Annotated in this window: 22 protein-coding genes and 1 riboswitch; of the genes, 9 read left to right on the forward strand and 13 right to left on the reverse strand. The window is 34.3% G+C overall.

The genetic code is table 11. The annotated features are described in order from the left end of the window. The first annotated feature begins 291 nt into the window (after nucleotides 1-291). The gene (locus AC1Q51_RS24160; RefSeq protein ID WP_000199977.1) at nucleotides 292-1,818 is read left to right on the forward strand and encodes an FAD-dependent oxidoreductase; all 1,527 of its coding nucleotides are present in this window, start codon (nucleotides 292-294) and stop codon (nucleotides 1,816-1,818) included. A 143-nt stretch (nucleotides 1,819-1,961) separates the two neighbouring features. Continuing rightward, complete coding sequence (locus AC1Q51_RS24165; protein WP_097924657.1) at nucleotides 1,962-3,263, forward strand: MFS transporter; 1,302 nt, start codon at nucleotides 1,962-1,964, stop codon at nucleotides 3,261-3,263. A gap of 13 nt (nucleotides 3,264-3,276) precedes the next feature. Here the strand turns inward: AC1Q51_RS24165 and AC1Q51_RS24170 are convergent, their stop codons facing one another. Further along, the gene (locus AC1Q51_RS24170; protein WP_001208235.1) at nucleotides 3,277-4,059 is read right to left on the reverse strand and encodes a nucleotidyltransferase domain-containing protein; all 783 of its coding nucleotides are present in this window, start codon (nucleotides 4,057-4,059) and stop codon (nucleotides 3,277-3,279) included. 112 nt (nucleotides 4,060-4,171) lie between these two features. Beyond that, on the reverse strand, nucleotides 4,172-5,281 hold the full coding sequence (locus tag AC1Q51_RS24175; protein ID WP_090978204.1) for a PRK06851 family protein: 1,110 nt from the start codon (nucleotides 5,279-5,281) through the stop codon (nucleotides 4,172-4,174). 149 nt (nucleotides 5,282-5,430) lie between these two features. Further along, nucleotides 5,431-5,543: riboswitch (SAM riboswitch) on the forward strand. Between the two features lie 85 nt (nucleotides 5,544-5,628). Here AC1Q51_RS24175 and AC1Q51_RS24180 point away from each other — a divergent pair. Continuing rightward, nucleotides 5,629-6,261 carry a cyclase family protein gene (locus AC1Q51_RS24180; RefSeq protein WP_090978202.1) on the forward strand — a complete coding sequence of 211 codons (633 nt, stop codon included), beginning with the start codon at nucleotides 5,629-5,631 and terminating at the stop codon, nucleotides 6,259-6,261. A gap of 27 nt (nucleotides 6,262-6,288) precedes the next feature. Here AC1Q51_RS24180 and AC1Q51_RS24185 read toward each other — a convergent pair whose 3' ends face one another. The 7 genes from AC1Q51_RS24185 to AC1Q51_RS24215 all read right to left on the reverse strand — a co-directional run bounded on the left by AC1Q51_RS24185 (nucleotide 6,289) and on the right by AC1Q51_RS24215 (nucleotide 12,052). Beyond that, nucleotides 6,289-6,669, reverse strand: coding sequence for a hypothetical protein (locus tag AC1Q51_RS24185; RefSeq protein WP_016083694.1), 381 nt, complete (start codon nucleotides 6,667-6,669; stop codon nucleotides 6,289-6,291). A gap of 229 nt (nucleotides 6,670-6,898) precedes the next feature. Continuing rightward, on the reverse strand, nucleotides 6,899-8,125 hold the full coding sequence (locus AC1Q51_RS24190) for an ATP-binding protein (protein WP_090978200.1): 1,227 nt from the start codon (nucleotides 8,123-8,125) through the stop codon (nucleotides 6,899-6,901). Between the two features lie 137 nt (nucleotides 8,126-8,262). Then, nucleotides 8,263-9,528: an S-adenosylmethionine decarboxylase related protein gene (locus AC1Q51_RS24195; RefSeq protein WP_492331777.1), complete on the reverse strand. Its 1,266-nt coding sequence runs from the start codon at nucleotides 9,526-9,528 to the stop codon at nucleotides 8,263-8,265. A 239-nt stretch (nucleotides 9,529-9,767) separates the two neighbouring features. Beyond that, complete coding sequence (locus tag AC1Q51_RS24200; protein ID WP_001004268.1) at nucleotides 9,768-10,436, reverse strand: LSm family protein; 669 nt, start codon at nucleotides 10,434-10,436, stop codon at nucleotides 9,768-9,770. Nucleotides 10,437-10,597: 161 nt separating this feature from the next. Next, the gene (locus tag AC1Q51_RS24205; RefSeq protein ID WP_000443836.1) at nucleotides 10,598-11,047 is read right to left on the reverse strand and encodes a hypothetical protein; all 450 of its coding nucleotides are present in this window, start codon (nucleotides 11,045-11,047) and stop codon (nucleotides 10,598-10,600) included. Nucleotides 11,048-11,067: 20 nt separating this feature from the next. After that, nucleotides 11,068-11,577: a hypothetical protein gene (locus AC1Q51_RS24210; RefSeq protein ID WP_000051533.1), complete on the reverse strand. Its 510-nt coding sequence runs from the start codon at nucleotides 11,575-11,577 to the stop codon at nucleotides 11,068-11,070. Nucleotides 11,578-11,812: 235 nt separating this feature from the next. Beyond that, nucleotides 11,813-12,052 carry a helix-turn-helix domain-containing protein gene (locus AC1Q51_RS24215; RefSeq protein ID WP_492331778.1) on the reverse strand — a complete coding sequence of 80 codons (240 nt, stop codon included), beginning with the start codon at nucleotides 12,050-12,052 and terminating at the stop codon, nucleotides 11,813-11,815. A 186-nt stretch (nucleotides 12,053-12,238) separates the two neighbouring features. On the opposite strand from AC1Q51_RS24215, the gene AC1Q51_RS24220 reads away from it, so the two are divergent. Next, complete coding sequence (locus AC1Q51_RS24220) at nucleotides 12,239-12,607, forward strand: hypothetical protein (protein WP_000235476.1); 369 nt, start codon at nucleotides 12,239-12,241, stop codon at nucleotides 12,605-12,607. A 195-nt stretch (nucleotides 12,608-12,802) separates the two neighbouring features. Here the strand turns inward: AC1Q51_RS24220 and AC1Q51_RS24225 are convergent, their stop codons facing one another. Next, nucleotides 12,803-13,852, reverse strand: coding sequence for an NAD(P)/FAD-dependent oxidoreductase (locus AC1Q51_RS24225; RefSeq protein ID WP_001078268.1), 1,050 nt, complete (start codon nucleotides 13,850-13,852; stop codon nucleotides 12,803-12,805). A 333-nt stretch (nucleotides 13,853-14,185) separates the two neighbouring features. Here AC1Q51_RS24225 and AC1Q51_RS24230 point away from each other — a divergent pair, with 333 nt between their 5' ends. The 4 genes from AC1Q51_RS24230 to AC1Q51_RS24245 all read left to right on the forward strand — a co-directional run bounded on the left by AC1Q51_RS24230 (nucleotide 14,186) and on the right by AC1Q51_RS24245 (nucleotide 17,543). Then, nucleotides 14,186-15,106 carry an iron-hydroxamate ABC transporter substrate-binding protein gene (locus tag AC1Q51_RS24230; protein ID WP_000732564.1) on the forward strand — a complete coding sequence of 307 codons (921 nt, stop codon included), beginning with the start codon at nucleotides 14,186-14,188 and terminating at the stop codon, nucleotides 15,104-15,106. Nucleotides 15,107-15,154: 48 nt separating this feature from the next. Beyond that, on the forward strand, nucleotides 15,155-16,195 hold the full coding sequence (locus AC1Q51_RS24235) for a FecCD family ABC transporter permease (RefSeq protein ID WP_002153558.1): 1,041 nt from the start codon (nucleotides 15,155-15,157) through the stop codon (nucleotides 16,193-16,195). After that, nucleotides 16,192-17,199 carry a FecCD family ABC transporter permease gene (locus AC1Q51_RS24240; RefSeq protein ID WP_000983749.1) on the forward strand — a complete coding sequence of 336 codons (1,008 nt, stop codon included), beginning with the start codon at nucleotides 16,192-16,194 and terminating at the stop codon, nucleotides 17,197-17,199. The genes AC1Q51_RS24235 and AC1Q51_RS24240 overlap by 4 nt, the downstream gene beginning before the upstream one ends. Before the next feature lie 173 nt (nucleotides 17,200-17,372). After that, complete coding sequence (locus AC1Q51_RS24245) at nucleotides 17,373-17,543, forward strand: hypothetical protein (RefSeq protein WP_000644466.1); 171 nt, start codon at nucleotides 17,373-17,375, stop codon at nucleotides 17,541-17,543. Between the two features lie 84 nt (nucleotides 17,544-17,627). Here AC1Q51_RS24245 and AC1Q51_RS24250 read toward each other — a convergent pair whose 3' ends face one another. Genes AC1Q51_RS24250 through mtnK form a run of 3 tightly spaced genes read right to left on the reverse strand, consistent with a single transcriptional unit; the run spans nucleotide 17,628 to nucleotide 20,608 of the window. After that, entirely contained in the window at nucleotides 17,628-18,269 is a 642-nt protein-coding gene (locus tag AC1Q51_RS24250) for an L-fuculose-phosphate aldolase (protein WP_492331779.1), read from the reverse strand. A gap of 53 nt (nucleotides 18,270-18,322) precedes the next feature. Next, on the reverse strand, nucleotides 18,323-19,369 hold the full coding sequence (gene mtnA, locus AC1Q51_RS24255; protein WP_080451051.1) for an S-methyl-5-thioribose-1-phosphate isomerase: 1,047 nt from the start codon (nucleotides 19,367-19,369) through the stop codon (nucleotides 18,323-18,325). A 9-nt stretch (nucleotides 19,370-19,378) separates the two neighbouring features. Next, complete coding sequence (mtnK, locus tag AC1Q51_RS24260) at nucleotides 19,379-20,608, reverse strand: S-methyl-5-thioribose kinase (protein ID WP_000033229.1); 1,230 nt, start codon at nucleotides 20,606-20,608, stop codon at nucleotides 19,379-19,381. Nucleotides 20,609-21,198: 590 nt separating this feature from the next. On the opposite strand from mtnK, the gene ahpC reads away from it, so the two are divergent. Continuing rightward, nucleotides 21,199-21,762, forward strand: coding sequence for an alkyl hydroperoxide reductase subunit C (ahpC, locus tag AC1Q51_RS24265; RefSeq protein WP_000924420.1), 564 nt, complete (start codon nucleotides 21,199-21,201; stop codon nucleotides 21,760-21,762). Nucleotide 21,763: the final 1 nt, after the last annotated feature.

Genomic DNA, 21,763 nt, shown 5'->3' on the forward strand with positions numbered 1-21,763 from the left:
AAGAAAATGTATAGATTCCATAAGGATTTACCCACTATATATAGACATTTTCTTAAACGCCATAGACTCTATCTCATTCAATAACTCCCTATGTAATCAACAAACAGAATCACTTGAATTTAGTTTTATATAAATCCTACCACTTCATAATGCCCCATCTAATTAATTATATTAAAATAATTTATAACCTCTTTTAATAAAAATAGACTACTTCTAAAACAACACACATGAATTTCATATATTATGGAAATATTAAAAGGAAAATTGTTCTAAAATCAGGAGGTTTCCGCAATGACAAGTGATACATTTCCACAACTGCCGCTATCTTATTGGATTGAATCTACTCAGTTTCCTACTTTCCCTCGTTTATCCGAAAATATAAAGACAAAAGTTGCTATTATCGGTGCTGGTATTACAGGTATTACTACTGCCTATTTACTTGCAAAAGAAGGCATCGATGTTGTTTTAATTGATTCTGGTCGTATTTTAAACGGAACGACTGGGCATACAACAGCGAAAGTAACAGCACAACATGATCTTATTTATGATGAATTAATAAACCATTTCGGTGTAGAAAAGGCCGGGCTTTACTATGAATCAAATAATCAGGCTCTACAATTCATAAATGAAACTGTTCAAACATATAAAATCGACTGTAATTTCTCAAATGAAGATTCATATTTATATACAACTACCGATAACGGATTAAGAAATTTATCGAAAGAATATGAAGCTTATCAAAAATTAAATATACCTTGTGACTATGTTCAATCTCTATCGATTCCTATTCCAGTACAATCTGCGCTTATAATGAAAAATCAAGCACAATTCCATCCCCTTCTTTATTTAAAAACACTTTTAGAAAAGTTTGTGGAGATGGGCGGAAAGCTCTACGAACAAACAACAGCTATGGATGTGGAAAAGGGAGATCATCCACAAATAATTACAAAAGAGGGCCATCATATCACTTGTGAATATGTCGTCTCTTGTTCACATTTTCCTTTTTATGATGCAAATAGCTTTTTCTTTACGCGAATGTACGCAGAACGCTCCTACGCTCTTGCAATAAAAGCAAAAACGGATTATCCAGGTGGCATGTATTTAAGTATTGATGATCCAAAGCGCTCCTTACGCTATATAACAAACAATGGAGAAAAATTAATTTTGATTGGTGGAGAGAGTCATAAAACAGGACAAGGAATAAATACGATGCTTCATTATGAAGCACTCTATTCTTTTGCTGAAGCAACTTTTGGAATAGACGAGGTTCCTTATAGATGGTCAGCACAAGATTTAATCACTCTAGATAAGCTTCCTTATATCGGACATATTAACGAAAGAAATCCAAATATCTTTGTTGCAACTGGATATCGCAAATGGGGCATGACAACTGGAACTGCTGCCGCTCACCTACTGAAGGACTCCATCTTAAAAGTCCACAGTCCCTATAAAGAACTGTATGCACCATCACGCTTCCATGCAAATCCAGATATAAAAACGTTCCTCTCCCAGAACATTGATGTTGCGAAACATTTAATTGAAGGAAAGATTGAAACCGCATTACGTAAGCCAGAAGATCTCGAAGTTGGTGAAGGATCTGTCGTACATGTTAACGGTAAACGAGCAGGTGCTTATAAGGACAAAGAAGGAAAATTACATATCGTCGATACAACTTGTACACATCTCGGCTGTGAAGTTGAATGGAATAATGGTGATTGTACTTGGGATTGTCCTTGCCATGGTTCTCGTTTTTCAATTGAGGGAGACGTTCTTGAAGGCCCAGCAGATCAACCGTTAAAACGCGTTGATAATGAGTAAACAAATAAAGAAGTTCAACAGAATTACGGTTGAACTTCTTTATTTGTTATAAAACCTGTTCAGATAAATTTCGACACAGGAAGGAAAATATTAACATTAAATAAAATAATATATTCATCTACAAATTAAAAGGGGTGAATATTATGCAACCTTCAGCTCCACCTCATCTAGAATCTACAGAAAATATCTTTTCAAGCTCTATTACAAAACTTGTTGTTTTTATTTGTTGGCTAGCCATTTTAGCTGATGGATATGATTTAGGTATTTACGGTGCCGTTCTACCAAAGCTCCTAGAAGACAAAAGCTGGGCGCTATCACCAGCGCACGCTGGTACAATTGCAAGCTATGCTTTATTTGGGATGTTTATTGGGGCTATTCTAGTTGGAACGATTACAGATCTAATTGGGCGTAAATGGACGCTTATATGCTGTTTAGCACTTTTTTCTATCACAATGGGTTTAGCGGCTATCGCTTCTTCTCCTGAGTTATTTGGATTATCTCGATTTATAGGAGGAATCGGATTAGGCGGTGTTATCCCAACGGCTTCAGCACTTACTGTTGAATATTCACCAAAAAAAAGGCAATCTTTTATTTATGCTCTTATGTTTACTGGCTATCCTTTAGGTATCGTATTAGGTGCTATTTTGTCTATGTTTATGTTAGAAGATTTCGGATGGAGAATTATGTTTGGTATCGGAATGATTCCACTACTCCTCATTCCTTTCATTATTCGCTATTTACCTGAGTCCATTCAATTTTTATTATCACGTAATCGCCAAGAAGAAGTGAACCAAATCCTTAATCGTTTTCAAATTGAATTTCATGTAAAAAATAAAACTCATCAAGCTCCATCTACTATACGAAAGAAAAATGGATTTTTTACTTTATTCTCAAAAGAATACATAAAAGCAACACTACTTTTTTGGATCACTTATATAATGGGAATGTTTTTAATATACGGTTTAAACACTTGGTTACCACAGATGATGCGCCAGGCGGGATATCCTCTTGGATCTAGTCTGTCTTTTCTACTTATGCTAAATATTACCGCAGCTGTTGGTGCGTTATTCGCTGGAGCAATTGCTGATCGTATAGGCGCAAAAATTGTTATTAGCATCTCTTATCTTATGGCAGCCATATGTATCGGACTATTAACAATTAAGCCATCTGTTACAATCATTTATCTTTTAATTGGCCTTGCTGGTATTGGATCGGTCGGTATTACTCAAATATTAAATGCATATGTAACACAATACTTCCCATCACATATCCGAGCTACCTCCTTAGGCTGGGGACTGGGACTTGGCCGAGTTGGTGCAATTGCTGGCCCAATTCTCGTCGGTATTATTATGACAATGCAATATGACTTAGCATGGAATTTTTACTTATTCTCCTTTGCAGGTCTTATCGCAGCTATATCTGTTTTCTTCATTCCTACAAAATAAAAAGGGCACAAACTTACTTGTGCTCTTTTTCATATGCTTCAAACAACATATCTCGAAACAATGTATTTAAACTCTCAATATCGATTCCTGATCCCTTTTCAATTCCTTTTACATATTCCTGATAGTAATGAATTTGTTCTTCTAAAAATTGATTTAGCACCTTAATTTTCAATCCAACATCTAATTCAGTACCTGCTTTTTTCTTTATTAACAACTTTTCAATTTCATCTAATACGCTACGTTCTAATGATAATTCTGTAATCAATCGGTCAAATTCTACAGGAGGTAAAGTCGTTTTCTCTTCTAGCCACTTACAAGCTAAAATGGGACGTAATACATAAAAGTACTTTTTCAGCTTTACATTCTCACCTTGCAAAAATTCACGATAATTTTTCGACGCCATATGTAAATAATGATATATCGTTGCTTTTGGATCAAAATTCTTCTCACTCATCTGTTGAAGTAGTTCTGGAAAATTAGAGTTTTTCGAATAAAAAATTGGTGATCGAATCCACTCAAGTAAAGCAGGATTCGACTTCGCGAATAGTTGCAACGCCTTTTTAATATCCCAACCACTTATATCTAAATCATCACTAATTGGATATTCAATTACATCTCGTTTGTCATGAATTGATAAATACCATTCTACCGGATGTATATAAACAAACCTAACATCATAATCGCTATCTTTCGATGGAAAACCCCAAGCACGACTCCCTGATTCTACCGCAAATAAAATTTTCACATCATTCTCTTTTTCAATTCTTTCTAACTCCAACTCGATTTTCTCTCTCATTGCATAACACCTCCATTTTTTGATTATTTCCTTGGAAATTCGACAAATACAATACTAATTTTACTACATACCAAAAAAACTGTCAGAAATTACTGACAGCCTAATGAAACGTCTATTGTTGCTTTTCGATTACAGTAGTAGCAATTCGTTCAAACTCTTTTTGAATCTCCTCTTTATATGCATCTACTATTGAAAAATCCATAGCAGCAATATAAATTCGTTCTAATTTATCACGAACCGATTTTGCTTTCGCTAAGAAAGACATCGCCTCATTCATTTTTGCTTTATATTGAATGGAAACATCACGAATTTCCTTCGCATATTTCTCATCCGTCCCTGGCGTAACAATAAGGGCATACATATCAATAATTTCATCACCCTCGCGACTTGGAAAATATTCATGTGGTGCCGTGCTATCAAAAATTGCAAAACCTAATTCTCTTACGATAACCATATCAAGACTATTCGGGTCAAATCCGCAATGATATACTTCAACTTCAAACCCCTTTTCTTCAGCTGCCTTAGCTAACTTTTTGAGCATCGTTGATTTTCCAGAACCTGGGCGCCCTTTTATAAAATAACGATGTGGTAACCCTTCTGTTAAATTAGGGACAAAATCAACTGCTCCTTTCGGTGTAGCAGCTCCTAAAAAACGATGTTTTACAAGAGATTGTCTCCCGCTTTTATCTGCAAATAATTTCTGGATTAGCTGATCGGTTAGTTCATTCGCTTTATTAAAATCTATATTATCAATATATATCTTCTCCCACTCATCATGTATAACCAATGCCTCTTTAAAACGTGCGTAAGCAGACTGAAAAGCTTTGCTTGCTTCTGAAACAAATCTTTCAATTTCTAACTTCTGCTTTCTTAGTTTATCTGAATCCCAAGCAATTCCTAAATTTATATACTCTTCAACAACTCCTGGCATTTTTGGCTCAATAACATGCGGTGATGTCCCATCAACAATTCCTACTTTTAATTTTGGGATAATTACACCATCAACCGATTTATTGTCAGAAGAACAATGTAAAAATTCGATATCATATCCTTTTTCAACCCATTCACGACCGATTGCCTTTATTAAAGAAGATTTCCCCGTTCCTGGACCACCCTTTAAGATAAATAATCTGTCTAATTCTTTTAAATTCTCTTCGTATAAATTATGAAATCCTCTAGCTGTATTACCACCAGCATAATAATTCAATACATTTCCTGTCACTGCACTCACTCCTTCGCAGCATTGTATTTACATAAGCTACAATATGCGAGCGGCTTTATTTGGGTGAATACCTATTTTGTATTGCACACAAAAAGGAAATGAATTACAATTTAACTATCGGAAAATTCCGATTTTAAAAACTGAATACTTCTTTATCAAGAGAGGCAGAGGGACCGGCCCTTTGAAGCCCAGCAACCTCAGTTTATACAAACTGAATAGGTGCTAATTCCTGCAAAATGCATTGCATTTTGGAAGATAAAACTCAACTAGCATGCAAAGCTCATCTTTCTTGATATTGAAGGATGAGCTTTTTATTATTTGAAAAACATATATTGGAGGTATGTAAAATGAAAGTAATTGATCTATCGCAAACATTTGAAAATAATATGTCTCAATTTCCTGGAACACCAAAAATACAACTAGAAGCTGTTACAAGCGTTGAAGAAGCAGGCTATCAAGTTACAGATTTTCATTCCGTCGTTCATGTGGGCACGCATTGTGATGCACCTGCGCATTTTATTTCAGGCGCAACGACCATCGATCAATTACCCCTTGATCAATTTGTAGGCGAAGCCGTTCTTATCGATGTAACTCACATTAAAGAGCGAAAATTACCTAAGGCAGTATTGCATAATGCTGACATAAACGAAGGTGATATTGTTATTTTTCATTCCAATCTATCCACTAAATGGAATACGGAAGCTTATGAGAAAGAAGCATTTTATCTTTCTGAAGAGTTAGCTGAAGAATTAGTTCAATTAAAAGTAAAATCTATCGGTTTAGATTTCATTTCTCCTGATGAAGTAACGACAGAAACATCACCGATCCATCACATATTGCTAGGGAATAATATTTATTTAATTGAAAACTTAACAAATCTAGATGCTATCGAAGCGAAACGCTTCTTTTTCTCGGCAGCACCTTTAAAAATTAAAGATAGTGACGGTGCTTTCGCAAGAGCATTCGCTGTTATTTTTTAAATGAGGCTACAAAAAAAGCAAAGGTCATTACTGACCTTTGCTTCTATATTTTCTATTTAAATTAAGAAAGAATTGTTCCACACGAGGACGCACCCAAGCTAAACAGTCTATCTCTTTCTTCTTTGTGCAAGCTATCTCTTCACCATCTACCATTTCAACAAGTTCCAGCTCTAACAGTTGCCTCGTGAACGCTAACATATTTACTTCTTCAGCTGGATACTCTTCTTTTAATTTCTCCTCAATTTCTCCCAATAAAAAACCGTCACGCATCATTGCTAGTGCATCAATCCAAAGTGGCGGCATTTCATATTTTTCTCCTGTAATTGTATCTTTTACAATATAATTCTTTTGCTCTTTTCTAAATTGAATTGTATGTAAACATACAGTCGAATTTAATGTTAATTCCATCATACCACCTCTTTCATAATATCTGCATAGAAAAAAGGATGCGCGTGCACCCCTTCTTATCTTTTCATAACACTACTGAACCGTTACATGAGCAATCAATCTCATGTCGATATTTTCCTCCATTATAAACGAAGTATTTTATAAAAAAAACCCTTCTTGAAACATTTTATAAAATGTTTATATTTACACAACAAGAACACTTTTCTGAAAAATCTTTTCTCTCAATACATTAAACGCTCGGAAGAAAAATTTCTACTTTCGTTCCTACTCCTACACTACTTTGGATTGTGATACTTCCTTGATGTTCCTTAATAATTTTATATGTAATCATTAATCCAAGTCCTGTACCATTCTCCTTTGTTGTGTAAAACGCCTTGCCGATTTTTTCTAACTTCTCATTTTCTATACCAAATCCTTGGTCTTCAACAGAAATACACAAATGTCCTTGCGTTTTTTGATATGCACGGATATAAATTTCTCCACCCTCTGGCATTGATTCTATTCCATTTTTAATGATATTTAATAACACTTGTTTTAATTGCTTATCATCACCGTTTATAGCCGGTAAATTCCCATCTACTTGTAAATGACATTTAACTCTATATTGCGTTGCATAACTTTCCATTAGATGCACAACATATAGAAGGATGTCTCGTATATTACACCTTTCATAATTTGTTGGCTTTGGTTTTCCTAACAACATCAATTCACTAACAAATCCATTAACCCTTTCAATTTCTTGTAGCATAATGTCGTAGCTCATCGTATCAGTTGGATTTCTTTCTTTTTGCATTTGCGTAAACCCTTTTAACGCCGTTAGCGGATTTCGAATTTCATGGGCAATTGTTGTAGACATAGTCCCAATCACAGCTAAATTTTCCGTCTCTTTCATATTGTTCATCATTTCAACCACTGTTCTTACATAAGATTGAAATCGTTTTAATAAAGAATGTGAAATAATGAAATAAAATACACATAAAACAAGTGGAATTATCACTTTTAAATCTTGTAATAGCAATGTGAAAAATACGTACTTTCCAATTACACTAAAGGACACTAAATAAAAGTATTTCCTATTCACGAAAACTGGGGCAAATAAAATTAATAACATTTCTACCATACTACCATGTTCAAAAGGTCTATCCGTTCGCAAATAAATCATTAAATTATTAACAAGATTGATAAACATGTACCCAAATAAAAATAAATATTTTACAGAATATACATACCCTCTTTTTTGAAGATATATAGAAATAGGAAATAATGCTATTACAAATATAGGCACACCTATCCCAAGACTACCTTCTGGCCACCCTACCGCTGTTCCACTAATATTCATAGCAGGATATACAAAATAATATATAGCGTCATATAAAAAGAATATAATATAGAATAATAATATAAATACCTTTAAGGCTCTTCTTTCTTCATAAATCAAGCTCTTGTATTTGTTCATATAAAAACTCCCCTTGATCGATACAAAAAACTTTCATTGTTATCTCCTTAAAGTATAAGTATGAAATTGCTTTCAGGGCAATATTTAACCTTATAATACTAAAAGGAAGGAGATTTCTCCTTCCTTTTGGTAACAACTTACATCCATCTTACCCTATCATGTAACAATCCATCAGTAAATTTATTATGCCCCATTACAAAATCCTTCATATATAAATTTAAATACTCACCGTACTTACTTTCTGTATTTAATAACAACTCCTCGACGTAATAAGCACCTTGTTCAAATTGATCTAAAAGTAAACTGCACAAGCCCGCATAAATCCCGCACCCTACCTGGAAATACGTTGCATTCGTTTTATACTTACGAAAAACTTGGCTACTATTCATCACATTATACATATATGTCTCACTATTTTCATAAACGAGTAACACACCGACCAGGTCCTCTCCAGCAATCTCTTCTTCCGCTGGATTAAACACTTTACGATTCCAGTTCCATAAATCTTCTACTTGATCTAAGTTCTGTCTAATTATATTTGTTGTATACTCATTAATTCGGTAAAGAAAACCAACTTCCATATTGAAGTTTTTCCCTAAAATTAATACTTCCTCATGTGGCATTAAACAACCATAGAATTCTTTTTCTCCTAACTTCACTTTATACTCTGAAGCATATACATCTTCATAAAAGTAAAGAGGACGATGATGACTCATATACATCGGATAACTCCAGATTGCTTCATCTAAAAATCGCTCTACTGCCCATGAAGCATAAAGTGTATGTGGCTTTATAAGTGCTGTATCATTCAAAAACGATGTGTCATGTTCTACAATATAACATGCTCTTGGCCTTTCACTTGGTCGTTCCTTCATAAGCTCAACAACCATCCATTGAACAACACCTGGATTCATACCTGAACCTATAATCGCTTTTGTATTTGTAAATTTCTCTTTCTCCTTCTCAAACCTTGTATATCTTTCCGTAAGCTGAAAGCCGATTAAGCTATCGTCCTGATCTACTGCCTCATTTTCCAAGGCTGAGTTAATATAACAAATTCCTAGTTCATTACAGCAGCTTAATACTCTAATTGTATCTGCCCCTGAAACATCAATCACAACACTCGTTCTTTTTTCTTTTAAATGTTGTTTAAATTCCACTACATTTTGAAGGTTTATTTCATATAAATATAATTGACTTTTCAAATTCGAAAACAACTCATCATAATAAGTCCTATCTTTTTGTTTTATATCCACCAAATGAAATTTGGCATTCTTTAATACTTCATAAATTGGATCTTTTTCATTTGCTATCGCTTGATTTAAAATTGCTAAAACTGCTTTTGCTGCTCCACCAGCACTACCAAGCAATGTAATTGATAACGAATTCGGAAACTGCTCCACAAACAAAACCCCTTTAATAAATTAGTTGAGCAGCTCCTCCTCAAAAAATAAATTGAATACATAAAAAGATAGCTCGTACACAATTTTTATAAGTTAGTGTAAAGTTACCTTTTAAAAAATCACACTATACTATGTTTATATTCAATTCATTTTTCCCCTCATCTTCAAATTAAACTAAAACAAATAGGCTCGACCTTTTCTTCTGCATATAAAAGAAAAAGTCAGCCCTTCCAACTAATCTACGGACAATGGACGGATTTTACATGTTGAATATTCACATACATTTTTGCATCACGTGCTTTTGATATTTCAATATGACCTTCATCAATTTTCGCCATTTTTCCAATTTTATTGGACTCCTCACCTAAATCAAACACCATAATTTTCCCAGTCATTTTAATAAGCTGTTCTTCAAATGTTCTAGCTAATGTAATATTTAACGGATTTACGGGGAGTTCATTTTTATTGAGGGCATACGGTACTTGGTTTTCTTTATACGGAATTAACCATTTTAAATGTTTTAAAGATATATATACCGTTTTATAAACCGGACTATAAAAAACAATATAGTCGTTCATCACACTTGTAACATAACCATGTATTGGAGCATTTCCTGCTACATAAACTTCTGTAAAAATCCCTTTAGAAGTACTTAATACTTTTCTCAAAGAAATTGAAGGGGATTCCCTCTTAATTACAGAATCAACATCTGGTTTTAGTATGTCTTCGTCATGTGGTCTTAAAAATTTATAGTATTGTACATGATATAAAGATATATATACATAGTCTTGTCCATTGTAAAGAACAATAATGTCATTTCCTACGTCTATTAATATACCTTTAAACCTTTTTTCACCGATTAATTTAACATATATATTTTCCCCAATACTTTTGTTTAACTCATTCATCTATATCCTCCTTCCTATGAATTTCAGCTTCCCTATCTTCCTTTTCAAAAAAATAATCAGGGCAATGTTCTGTCTTAATAGTAAGTAATTCCTTTTCATACTATCGAAATAAGAAATTGTTCTTCTCTTTCCCTCATAATGCCCCTCTTATTTATTAAACATTATTCATCTTCATTCTTTTTACATTTCACTACTTGACTCACACTCTTAATATGATAATTAATGATATAAATAACTTCATCACCGTTTACTAGCGTAATACATTCTTCATGCACTTCACTTAATAGGCCTTCTACACACTCTGGGCCGCCACGGTTAATCTTTACCCACTTATACTTCAAGTCACGTAATACATCGACGAAAGTATCATCATCAGAGCAGAAACATGAAACATAGCCATCGCCACATTTACTTTCTTTCACTTTCTTAACTAGACTCTTCACATGTTTCAATTGGTAATATACTAATTCACCAAGAGGAAGTTGTAATGTAAGGTAATCTCTTCCTAACGATACAAGTACCCCCACTCGACTCTCTGGTCCACGAAGATTTACTTTTACAGTCTCACCGACTAAGCCTTTAATTTGTTCACAGCATAATATACTTTCCAAATTTGTATCCTCCTTTCTTATTATCTTCCTCTTCTTGACTGTCTTTGTGCGCGAGCTCGACCTGAATCATTACTTTCACTTTCGCTTTCACTTTCGCTTTCTTCGCTCTCTCTACAAGGTACTGTTACACTCTTAATATGAGATACTGCAACTAATATAACTTCTTCTTTTACAATTAGTGTCACAAATTCACAAGAAACATCTTGTAAAATACCTTCAACTTTCTCTGGGCCACCACGATTAATTTTCACCCAGCAATATTTGAAGCTTTGAAGTAACTTTTCAAAGTCATCTTCACATTCACATTCCAACCATCTGCAATCATCTGCTTTACAATCTTTCGCATTTTTTGTAATACTTTTCAGATGACGAATCTGATAGTAATAGAGCTCTCCTTTTTCATTCTTTAATACAAAGTAATCCGAACATACAGCGACTATTGTCCCTTTTTGAGATTCTGGACCACCCCTGTTTACTCTCACAAAAGATCCAATTAAGTCTTTCAGAAAATCACAATGAAATAAACTCACGAGAAAACCCCTTCCATTAATTTATAAGCTTTTGCACTGATAGTATATGTATCTGTACAGGTTACGTTCTCTATGTTTGTCCTAGCTAGAAAAAAATATGCTTTTAACATGGTAGACTACTACCTATCAAAATTTGAAGAAAGGCTAAGAACTCCTTATGTTTTTGATATCTTCAAACAAAAAATCCCTTATGAATATACATTTCTGCATATCTTCATAAGGGATTTTCCATAGTTTAATCTTCGTCTTTAACATCCAGATCTTCTGGAATTGGTTCGTTCAATATTTCTTCCACTAATTGCTTATATTTCTCCATTTGTTCTAAATGTGTATTAAATTGTTCTTTATTTACTAAATATTGCTCTCCATCGAATAGCGCACGAATTTTCTTTTGCTGAATTAACTCTTCAATATACGATTTTGGTAAATTCAAATACTCCGCAGTCTCTTCTATTGTTATATACAATGCCTTCATTCCTTTATTATTTTTTCATCTATACTGTATCTTACTTTACTTTATTTTTGTAAACAAATAAAAAAGATTTTGTAAATGCAGTTCAAAAAGCAGGTAGATGCATTCCATATATTGTATAGTATTATATAGTAAGAATTTTTTAAATATAGAATGGTATTACCCATTTACACAAAGGAGAGTTAACATATGGCTACTCGTCACATCATTACAATGTTAGAAAAAACACTACAAGTTGAAACAGAAAACACAATTTCTCATTTGAATGTATCTTTATCTGATCGTTTTCTTTCTCAAAGCACAGCAATACATGAAAACAATTGTTATCATACAATTGGTGAATGGTACAAAAATCATTTCTTATTCCAACAAGATGATTTCCTTTGGGCTAAATATGCCTTCTATGACGCATATTGTGAAGCCATCCAAAAACAAGGTCATCTTACAAAACGCGTCCGTCAAATATTAGAATCATTGGCTCGAAAACACGGAAAACAGTATATTGCTTCTATACTAAATATGCCATTTCCTAATAAACGCGCTAAAGGGACAGCGTAATTTAGCCATGTTCTGTGTAAGCAAAACATAGCTAAATTGTTTTCTAGGATGCTTTACCAATAAAATGTTCATATCATATGAACTGATGAAACCGGTGTCATTATAATGATAGAAAATATAGTAAACAGGAAAACCCCCACGTACATCTCTCATTCACTTGAATAGAGAAATACGTGGGGGGATACTTGTTCCTTATTATTTCATCATCTGCTTAATCAGTTCGCGATTTCTCTTCTTAAATACTTCATTATGAGAAGAAACCATTCCGTACTCACTTGCATCTGGTTGGATAAATTGTTTTGCTTTATTCACAGCATTTCCAGCATCTTGAAATGCACCTGCAATTAAGTGTAGTTTCCCTTCGTGCTTTAAAATATCTCCAGCAGCATATAATCCATCTACTGAAGACTCACTATTTGCATTACCTGCAATATAATAATTATCTATAATTGCAACGTCTAACTCACTATTTTCTAATAATGTAATGTCGCGTTCATATCCATGATTAATAATAACTTCATCAATAGGTAAATGAGAAACCTCACCTGTTTCATGATTTGTTAATTCTACATATTCGATCGCTTCATGATTATCACCAGCAATTAATTTTGTAATCGATGTATTAAAGAAACACTCCGCTGAGCTGTTCATAAGTTGTTTTACTTGTGCTTCATGACCAGATAATTCTTCTTTTCTATAGGTTACATACACTTTTTTCGCAATTGGTTCCAATTCATTTGCCCAATCAACAGCAGAATTGCCTCCACCGGAAATAATAACTGTTTTACCTTTGAAACGCTTTAAAGATTTAACTGTATAATTTAAATTCGATACTTCAAATCGCTCAGCACCTTCAATAGATAACTTTTGCGGTTTCAATATACCACTTCCTGTTGCGACGATAACTGTTTTTGAAAAGTGTTCTTCGCCAGTACTTGTTTTTAATGTAAAAGTACCATCTTGATTACGAATAATCGATTCTACTTTTGTATCTAATACAACTTCCGGCTTAAATGTTAACCCTTGCTGTACAAGTTGTTCAATTAACTTATCACCTGTAACTGGCAATAGTCCTCCTACATCCCAAATCATTTTTTCCGGATACACATGTATTTTTCCACCTAAATGTGGTTGAAATTCTATTATTTTTGTTTTCATTTCTCTGAGTCCACTATAAAAAGCTGAATAAAGCCCTGCAGGTCCTCCGCCTATCACGGTTACATCAAACAATTCTTCTCGATTCATTCGTGCTCACTCCTCAGCTATTAATCATTGATTATCATTCTCAATAAAATATAACCTGTTTCCGCAAAATTTACAATCAAAATTACTATTGACAATACACCTATATAAAATTATATTATTTAAAGAATCAATAGTGATAATCATTATCATTTTGTTAATAATTAGCAAATTTGAGATTACATCTTCTTTCATTAATATGGTTAATACTATATTATAAAATCTCATATTCAAGATTTTTAATAAATCATTTTGCTTTACCACTACTCTTTCAAAAAGATTGCAGTTAAACAAATTATTGTATACACATATCATCTATGTTAAAGGAGAAAGACGATGAAAAAGTTATTTATTTCACTAACAGTTCTTTTCGTTCTTGTTATGAGTGCTTGTAGCAATGGCTCTACAGACAAAAAGAACGATGCAAAAGGTAGCAAATCAGAAACAATTACATACCAATCTGAAGATGGTAAAAAAGTAGAAGTTCCTGCAAATCCAAAACGCGTTGTTGTACTATCATCATTCGCTGGTAACGTAATGTCATTAGGTGTAAATCTTGTTGGGGTAGATTCATGGTCTAAACAAAACCCACGTTTTGATAGTAAACTTAAAGATGTTGCTGAAGTATCAGATGAAAATGTTGAAAAAATCGCTGAACTAAATCCAGATTTAATCATTGGTTTATCAAATGTTAAAAATGTCGATAAGTTAAAGAAAATCGCTCCTACTGTAACATACACTTACGGAAAAGTTGATTACTTAACACAGCATTTAGAAATTGGTAAGTTATTAAACAAAGAAAAAGAAGCAAAAACTTGGGTTGATGACTTCAAGAAACGTGCACAAGAAGCTGGTAAAGAAATTAAAGCAAAAATCGGTGAAGATGCAACAGTTTCTGTTGTAGAAAACTTCAACAAACAGCTTTATGTATACGGCGAGAACTGGGGCCGCGGAACAGAAATTCTGTACCAAGAAATGAAATTAAAAATGCCTGAAAAAGTAAAAGAAAAAGCATTAAAAGAAGGTTATTACGCATTATCTACTGAGGTATTACCTGAATTTGCTGGTGATTACTTAATCGTAAGTAAAAACAAAGATACTGATAACTCATTCCAAGAGACAGAATCATATAAAAACATCCCAGCAGTAAAAAATAATCGTGTATATGAAGCAAACATGATGGAATTCTATTTCAATGATCCACTTACATTAGATTTCCAACTAGACTTCTTCAAGAAGAGCTTTCTTGGTAAATAATACAAACATGAGGAATTCTTAATTTAAGAATTCCTCTTCCTTTATTCTATGAACAGAAAAGATGTGAAACGAATGACAAAAGATCATGAAAATCCACGTTCTATAGCTTTTACATACAAACTAATTTTAAGCTTAATTGCATTCTTTCTTATTTTTATGGTTGCAATGGTATTAGGTGCTGCAGATACTTCGATAAAAGATGTATGGTTAGCACTCACTTCCTCCGCTAAAGGAGACAAAATATCTATTATTCGAGAAATACGTTTACCACGTGAAGTTGCTGCTATTTTTGTAGGAGCTGGATTAGCCGTTTCTGGAGCAATTATGCAAGGATTAACACGAAATCCACTTGCGGACCCTGGATTATTAGGGCTATCTGGTGGAGCAAATGCTGCGCTTGCACTAACACTTGCTTTCAATCCTTCCATCAGCTATCTTTACTTAACGTTAGCTTGCTTTATCGGTGCTGCAATTGGCGCAATTATGGTATTTGGAATTGGTATGGTGAAAAAAGGCGGCCTTTCTCCTCTTCGAATTGTATTAGCGGGCGCTGCAGTTTCAGCATTTCTACTCGCAATTTCAGAAGGAATTGGCATTTACTTTAAAATTTCACAAGATGTATCACTTTGGACTGCTGGGGGCGTAATTGGAACAACTTGGAGCCAATTAAAAATTATTATTCCAGTCATTTCAATTAGTATCTTTATCGCTATCTTACTAGCAAAAAAATTGACAGTTCTTAGTTTCAGTGAGGAAGTGGCTATTGGACTAGGTCAAAAAATTATTGTTATTAAAACTATTTTATTTATCATTATTATCTTACTTGCAGGTGCATCTGTAGCGCTTGTTGGAAATATGGCATTTATCGGTTTAATGGTACCTCACATGGTACGCCCAATTGTCGGTCCAGATTACCGATTTGTTATACCGATGTCAGCAATTGCTGGAGCTTCCTTTATGCTACTTGCAGATACAATTGGACGTACTATTAACGCTCCGTACGAAACACCAGTTGCGGCAATTGTCGCGATTGTAGGATTACCATTCTTCCTATTCATTGTACGTAAAGGAGGAAAAACATTCTCATGATGCAATCTATTTTAAGAAAACAGCGTCTCATTATACTCGCTTTACTTATAGTAATCATCACAACCATTGTAATTGGAATGGGACTTGGTTCAGCATCTTTATCTTATGATCGACTACTCCCAACATTAATGGGGCAAGGGACTTTTAAAGAGGAGTTCGTTTTATACTCTTTAAGACTACCTAGAATTGTCATTACATTATTAGCTGGTATGGCTCTCGCTTTATCAGGGGCTATTCTGCAAGGAATTACCCGAAATGATTTAGCTGAACCTGGTATTCTTGGTATTAACTCTGGAGCTGGTGTTGCTGTTGCTATTTTCTTTTTATACTTTCCAATAGACGTAGGTTCATTTCTTTACTTACTACCTGTCGTTGGATTTATTGGGGCATTTCTGACAGCTGTTCTAATTTACGTATTTTCATATAGTAAATCAACTGGACTTCAGCCGGTGCGATTAACATTAACCGGTATCGGTTTTGCATTTGCACTATCTGGAACGATGATTGTCCTTATTTCATCCGCGGATCGTATGAAAGTAGACTTTATTTCAAAATGGATTGCCGGAAATATTTGGGGAGATGACTGGATCTTCGTTTTAGCAATGCTCCCATGGTTAATCGTATTCATTCCATTTATTTTCTATAAAGCAAATCGATTAAACATCTTAGCATTAAACGAACCAGTCGCAATCGGCGTTGGAATTGAAATTGAAAAAGAACGCAGGTACTTATTAGTTGCAGCCGTTGCACTTGCAGCTGCAGCTGTTTCCGTAACAGGAGGAATTAGCTTTATCGGATTAATGGCTCCTCATATCGCGAAATCTTTAGTAGGTCCAAGACATCAAATCTTCATGCCTATCGCCCTTTTAATCGGCGGATGGCTATTATTATTAGCAGATACAATTGGACGAAATATCGTTGATCCTAATGGCATTCCAGCAGGTATTGTCGTTGCTTTAATTGGGGCTCCTTACTTTATGTATTTGTTGCTTAAGAAAGCGTAAAAACATCCTCAATTTTGAGGATGTTTTTTCCTTTCGTTTCCTTCTCCTAACCCTTTATTCACCATTCATATTTCCTACCTCAATACAATTCCTGAACAAAATATTTTTGATTATAAACTCTATTAATGTTATATTATCACATATAACTTTTACGTTTTAAGGAGTATCGTATAATGAAAGCTATTTCTATTATTCTTATCTTAATTGGAATTTTTGGTATCTTAATGGGCGGAATGATGTTCGGAGATATCGGTATTGCTGCAATTATTGGTTCATTAGCAGCACTATTCTCAGGAATCGGTTTTTGGAAATTAGATTCGCAACTCAAAAATATATCTAAATAATTAAAATCCTAAAATGGCCATGGAAGAATATATATTCTTTCACGGCCATTTTAATACACATTGAATAACATTTCCGTTAGATTTCTACTGTTGCCCATACCCTTCAAACTTCTTCGCCAAATTCTCCATCTCATCTTCTGGCAAAAGCTTCGGTTCTCCGACGCTTTTCGTTTGATAATAAATTTGAGCACAAAACTCAATCTCTTCTGCAATAGTAAACGCCATTTTTATATTATTTGCACCAGCAATTAAACCGTGATTTGCAAGTAGCACAGCACGACGATCAATCATGCCTTCAAAAGCAGCATCCGCTAATTGCTTCGTACCAAATGTTTCATACGGCGCACAGCGTACATTCGGGCCTGCAAAAGCAATTAAATATGACACAGCAGGAAGCTCCCATCCTAATGATGCAATCGTCTTCGCGTAAGGAGAATGTGTATGCACAAGCGCATTTATATCTTCACGCTTCCTATAGTAAATAAGGTGCATATCTAATTCACTTGATGGTTTTCTCTCTCCTTCTACTACTTCACCATCTAAGTTTAATATAACTACATCTTCAGGCTTTGTTTCATAATACTCTAAACCACTTGGGCTAATCGCAACAAGACCTTGTTCACGATTAAAGATACTAACATTACCGCCCGTTCCCTTTGTTAAACCACTAGAAATCATTTTCTTTCCATACGCTACAATTTCTTCTCTTTCTTTTTGTAATAACATATACATCCCCCTAAGTATGAAGCTTATGATGACTGACTTTTATATTTATCTACTTATTGAAATAACTTTTTTAAATTCTCCGTAAACGGTGCCTTTACAATCCCTTTTTCTGTAATAATCGCTGTTACATTTTCATGTGGAGTAACATCAAATGCTGGATTATATACTTTACTTTCTTTCGGAGCTGAATATTGTCCAAAGCGATTAATCACTTCAGAAGCATCTCTTTCTTCAATCGGAATTTCTTTTCCTGTCGATGTCTTTAAATCAATTGTCGGTGTTGGCGCTGCTACATAAAACGGAATGTTGTAGTACTTAGCTAAAATAGATACGCCTAATGTGCCAATTTTATTTGCTACATCACCATTTGCTGCCACACGGTCGCATCCAACGATTACTGCATCAATCTTCCCTTGTGACATGACCATAGCTGCCATATTATCCGTAATAACAGTAACGTCAATACCCGCTCGCTGCAGTTCTAATGCTGTTAACGTTGAACCTTGTAATCTAGGACGCGTTTCATCCGAATAAATTTTTAAATTCCATCCTTTTTCTTTCGCTAAATACATTGGAGCCGTCGCAGTACCATACTTAGTCGTCGCTAAAGCACCTGCATTACAATGCGTTAATACTCCCATTTCATCATGGAATAATGTTAATGCATGCTCTCCAATTTGATGATTAATTTCTTCATCTTCTCTATGAATTTCTTTTGCCTCTTCTAGTAATCTATTTTTCAGCTGTGAGATTGATAAGTGAGCATTATCTGTCGCTACACTTTCCATTCTTTCAAGCGCCCAAAATAAATTTACTGCAGTCGGTCTTGATGTCGCCAAGTATGTACATACCTTTCTTACTTCATCCATAAATCCTTCTTCCGTACTTTCAGCAAATTCCTTTATCCCTAAATACACTCCATAAGCAGCTGAAACACCAATCGCGGGTGCACCTCGTACTTTCATTACTTGTATTGCATCCCACACACTTTCAGCTGTTTTAAAAGATTCATAGACAATTTCATTTGGTAATAACGTTTGATCTAACAAAACTAAAGCATCATCTTTCCACTGAATTGGTATTAATTGCTCTTCCATCATATTCTCCCCTTACTTCGCGTAGTGCGTTGACTGTTCTTTTAACGTTTCTACAAAACTTGTGCCCGTTCTATATTGATTCGCTCGTAAAATAAAACTCTTCGCTACTTGAAGACAAATTCGCTCCGCTCTAGCACGTGCTTCCTCATTCCCAATACAAGTAATATCTTTTACTTTCGCTAATCCAACAATACGGCGAATTAATTCCAGACCTGTCACTGCAGCTGTATCCTCTAATACAGATTGCAAATAGACTTCGCTAAAGCCTTCTTCCTTCGCCATAATCTCGGTCACATGAATATCCCAAGCACCTAAAAACTTCTGCTTAAATAAATCAATTACCTCTACCATCGTAGTTTGTAACCAATCCATATACGTATCTTTCTCAGCTCCAGGTGACATCGTTGCATCTGCATTCACCCAAGCAAACATTAAATTCGCCATTACATTCCCAACGTCATATCCCATAGGTCCATAAAAAGCAAACTCAGGATCAATAACCTTTGTAGAATCATCTCTTACAAAAACAGAGCCAGTATGTAAATCACCATGAAGTAATGCCTGTGCATTCGTCATAAAAGAAAATTTACGTTTCGCTACTTCCATACGAAGCTCTTTATCACTATAAATATGTTCCCTAATCCATCCCTCATTTAACGGAAATAACTCATTACGCTTATTATGATTGGTAAATGGTTCTGAATATACGAGGTCCTCTGTAATCTCACATAATTCAGGATTTATATAATTCTTCACAAGTTCCTTCTTCTCTTTATGATTCATTACAACATCCGATGTTAACAAAAGTGTATTTACCATAAAAGTAGTTAGATCATCCGCAAACCTCGGAAATATTTGATGATTTATAAGTGCTGTACGTAATATTGTGTGATCCGATAAATCTTCCATTACGCAACAATTCATCACACTATCAAATAAATACACCTTAGGAACAAGTCCAGGTGCTAACTCATCCTCTAACTGCAAAACATCTGATTCTATACGAATACGATTCGTCGACAACTTAAACTCATCTGAAATGCGAGCTGTATCCCCAGCTTGCTTTACGATGACAGACATGTTCTCTTTTTCATCCCAAACGCGGAACACATAATTTAAATTGCCATCACCTATTTCTTTACACTGTAACCCCTTTGCATTTTCAAACTTAGATAATTTCTCTTTCACATATGCAATCACATCTTTAGCTTCCATTAAAAAATACTTCGTGAACTTAGACATGGTTTCCCCTCCACACTAATTGTAAGCGTTTTCTAAAAGCTATAAAAAATAATAGGTTGAATTTTTTCATCCTATAAATATGTATTCTTCTTTTTGAAAGGTATATCTAGGTTTTATTATATCTTGTTAGCACTTTGAGTCAATGTTTCTAACTATCATCGTAATATACTTCCTAATTATATATTTGAGATGACAAAAATTGTTCAAAAAATTTCCGATTCATTTTATTTTATTTATCACAAAATTCTTTGTAAAATAGAAGTAAGCAGTTCCTTTTCAAAACCACAACTTCTAAGAAATATTTCCTTCCTAAGAAATTAAACTTATACACACTCTCTAACATACACAATAAACTTTCAACCACTCATCTAAAGTTTATAGACTTAAAATTACCTTTCCGTTCCCTGTTAGTCTTAATTGAGAATAAATATTAATTAAATTGGTATAAAGTTGGTTTATTCTCTTGACAAAATAACCACTTCTATATGATAATTAATATCGAATTAGAATTATTATAGTTAATTAAAAAATATATTTTATGAGCACACTATTTTTTGATGCTCAAACCAACATTTAGGAGGAATTTTAACATGTTATTAATCGGCACAGAAGTAAAACCGTTTAAAGCTAATGCTTACCATAATGGAGAATTTATCCAAGTTACTGACGAAAGTTTAAAAGGAAAATGGAGTGTAGTTTGTTTCTACCCAGCTGACTTCACATTCGTTTGCCCAACTGAACTTGAAGACTTACAAAACCAATATGCAACTCTAAAAGACTTAGGCGTTGAAGTATACTCTGTATCTACAGACACTCACTTCACTCACAAAGCATGGCATGATAGCTCAGAAACTATCGGCAAAATCGAGTACATCATGATTGGTGACCCAACTCGCACAATCACTACAAACTTCAACGTTTTAATGGAAGAAGAAGGTCTTGCTGCTCGTGGTACATTCATCATCGATCCAGACGGCGTTATCCAATCTATGGAAATCAATGCTGACGGTATCGGCCGTGACGCAAGCATTCTTGTTAACAAAATTAAAGCTGCTCAATACGTACGTAACAACCCAGGTGAAGTTTGCCCAGCTAAATGGCAAGAGGGTTCTGCAACACTTAAACCAAGCCTTGACCTTGTAGGCAAAATCTAAG

The organism is Bacillus sp. MT94 (assembly GCF_058792475.1).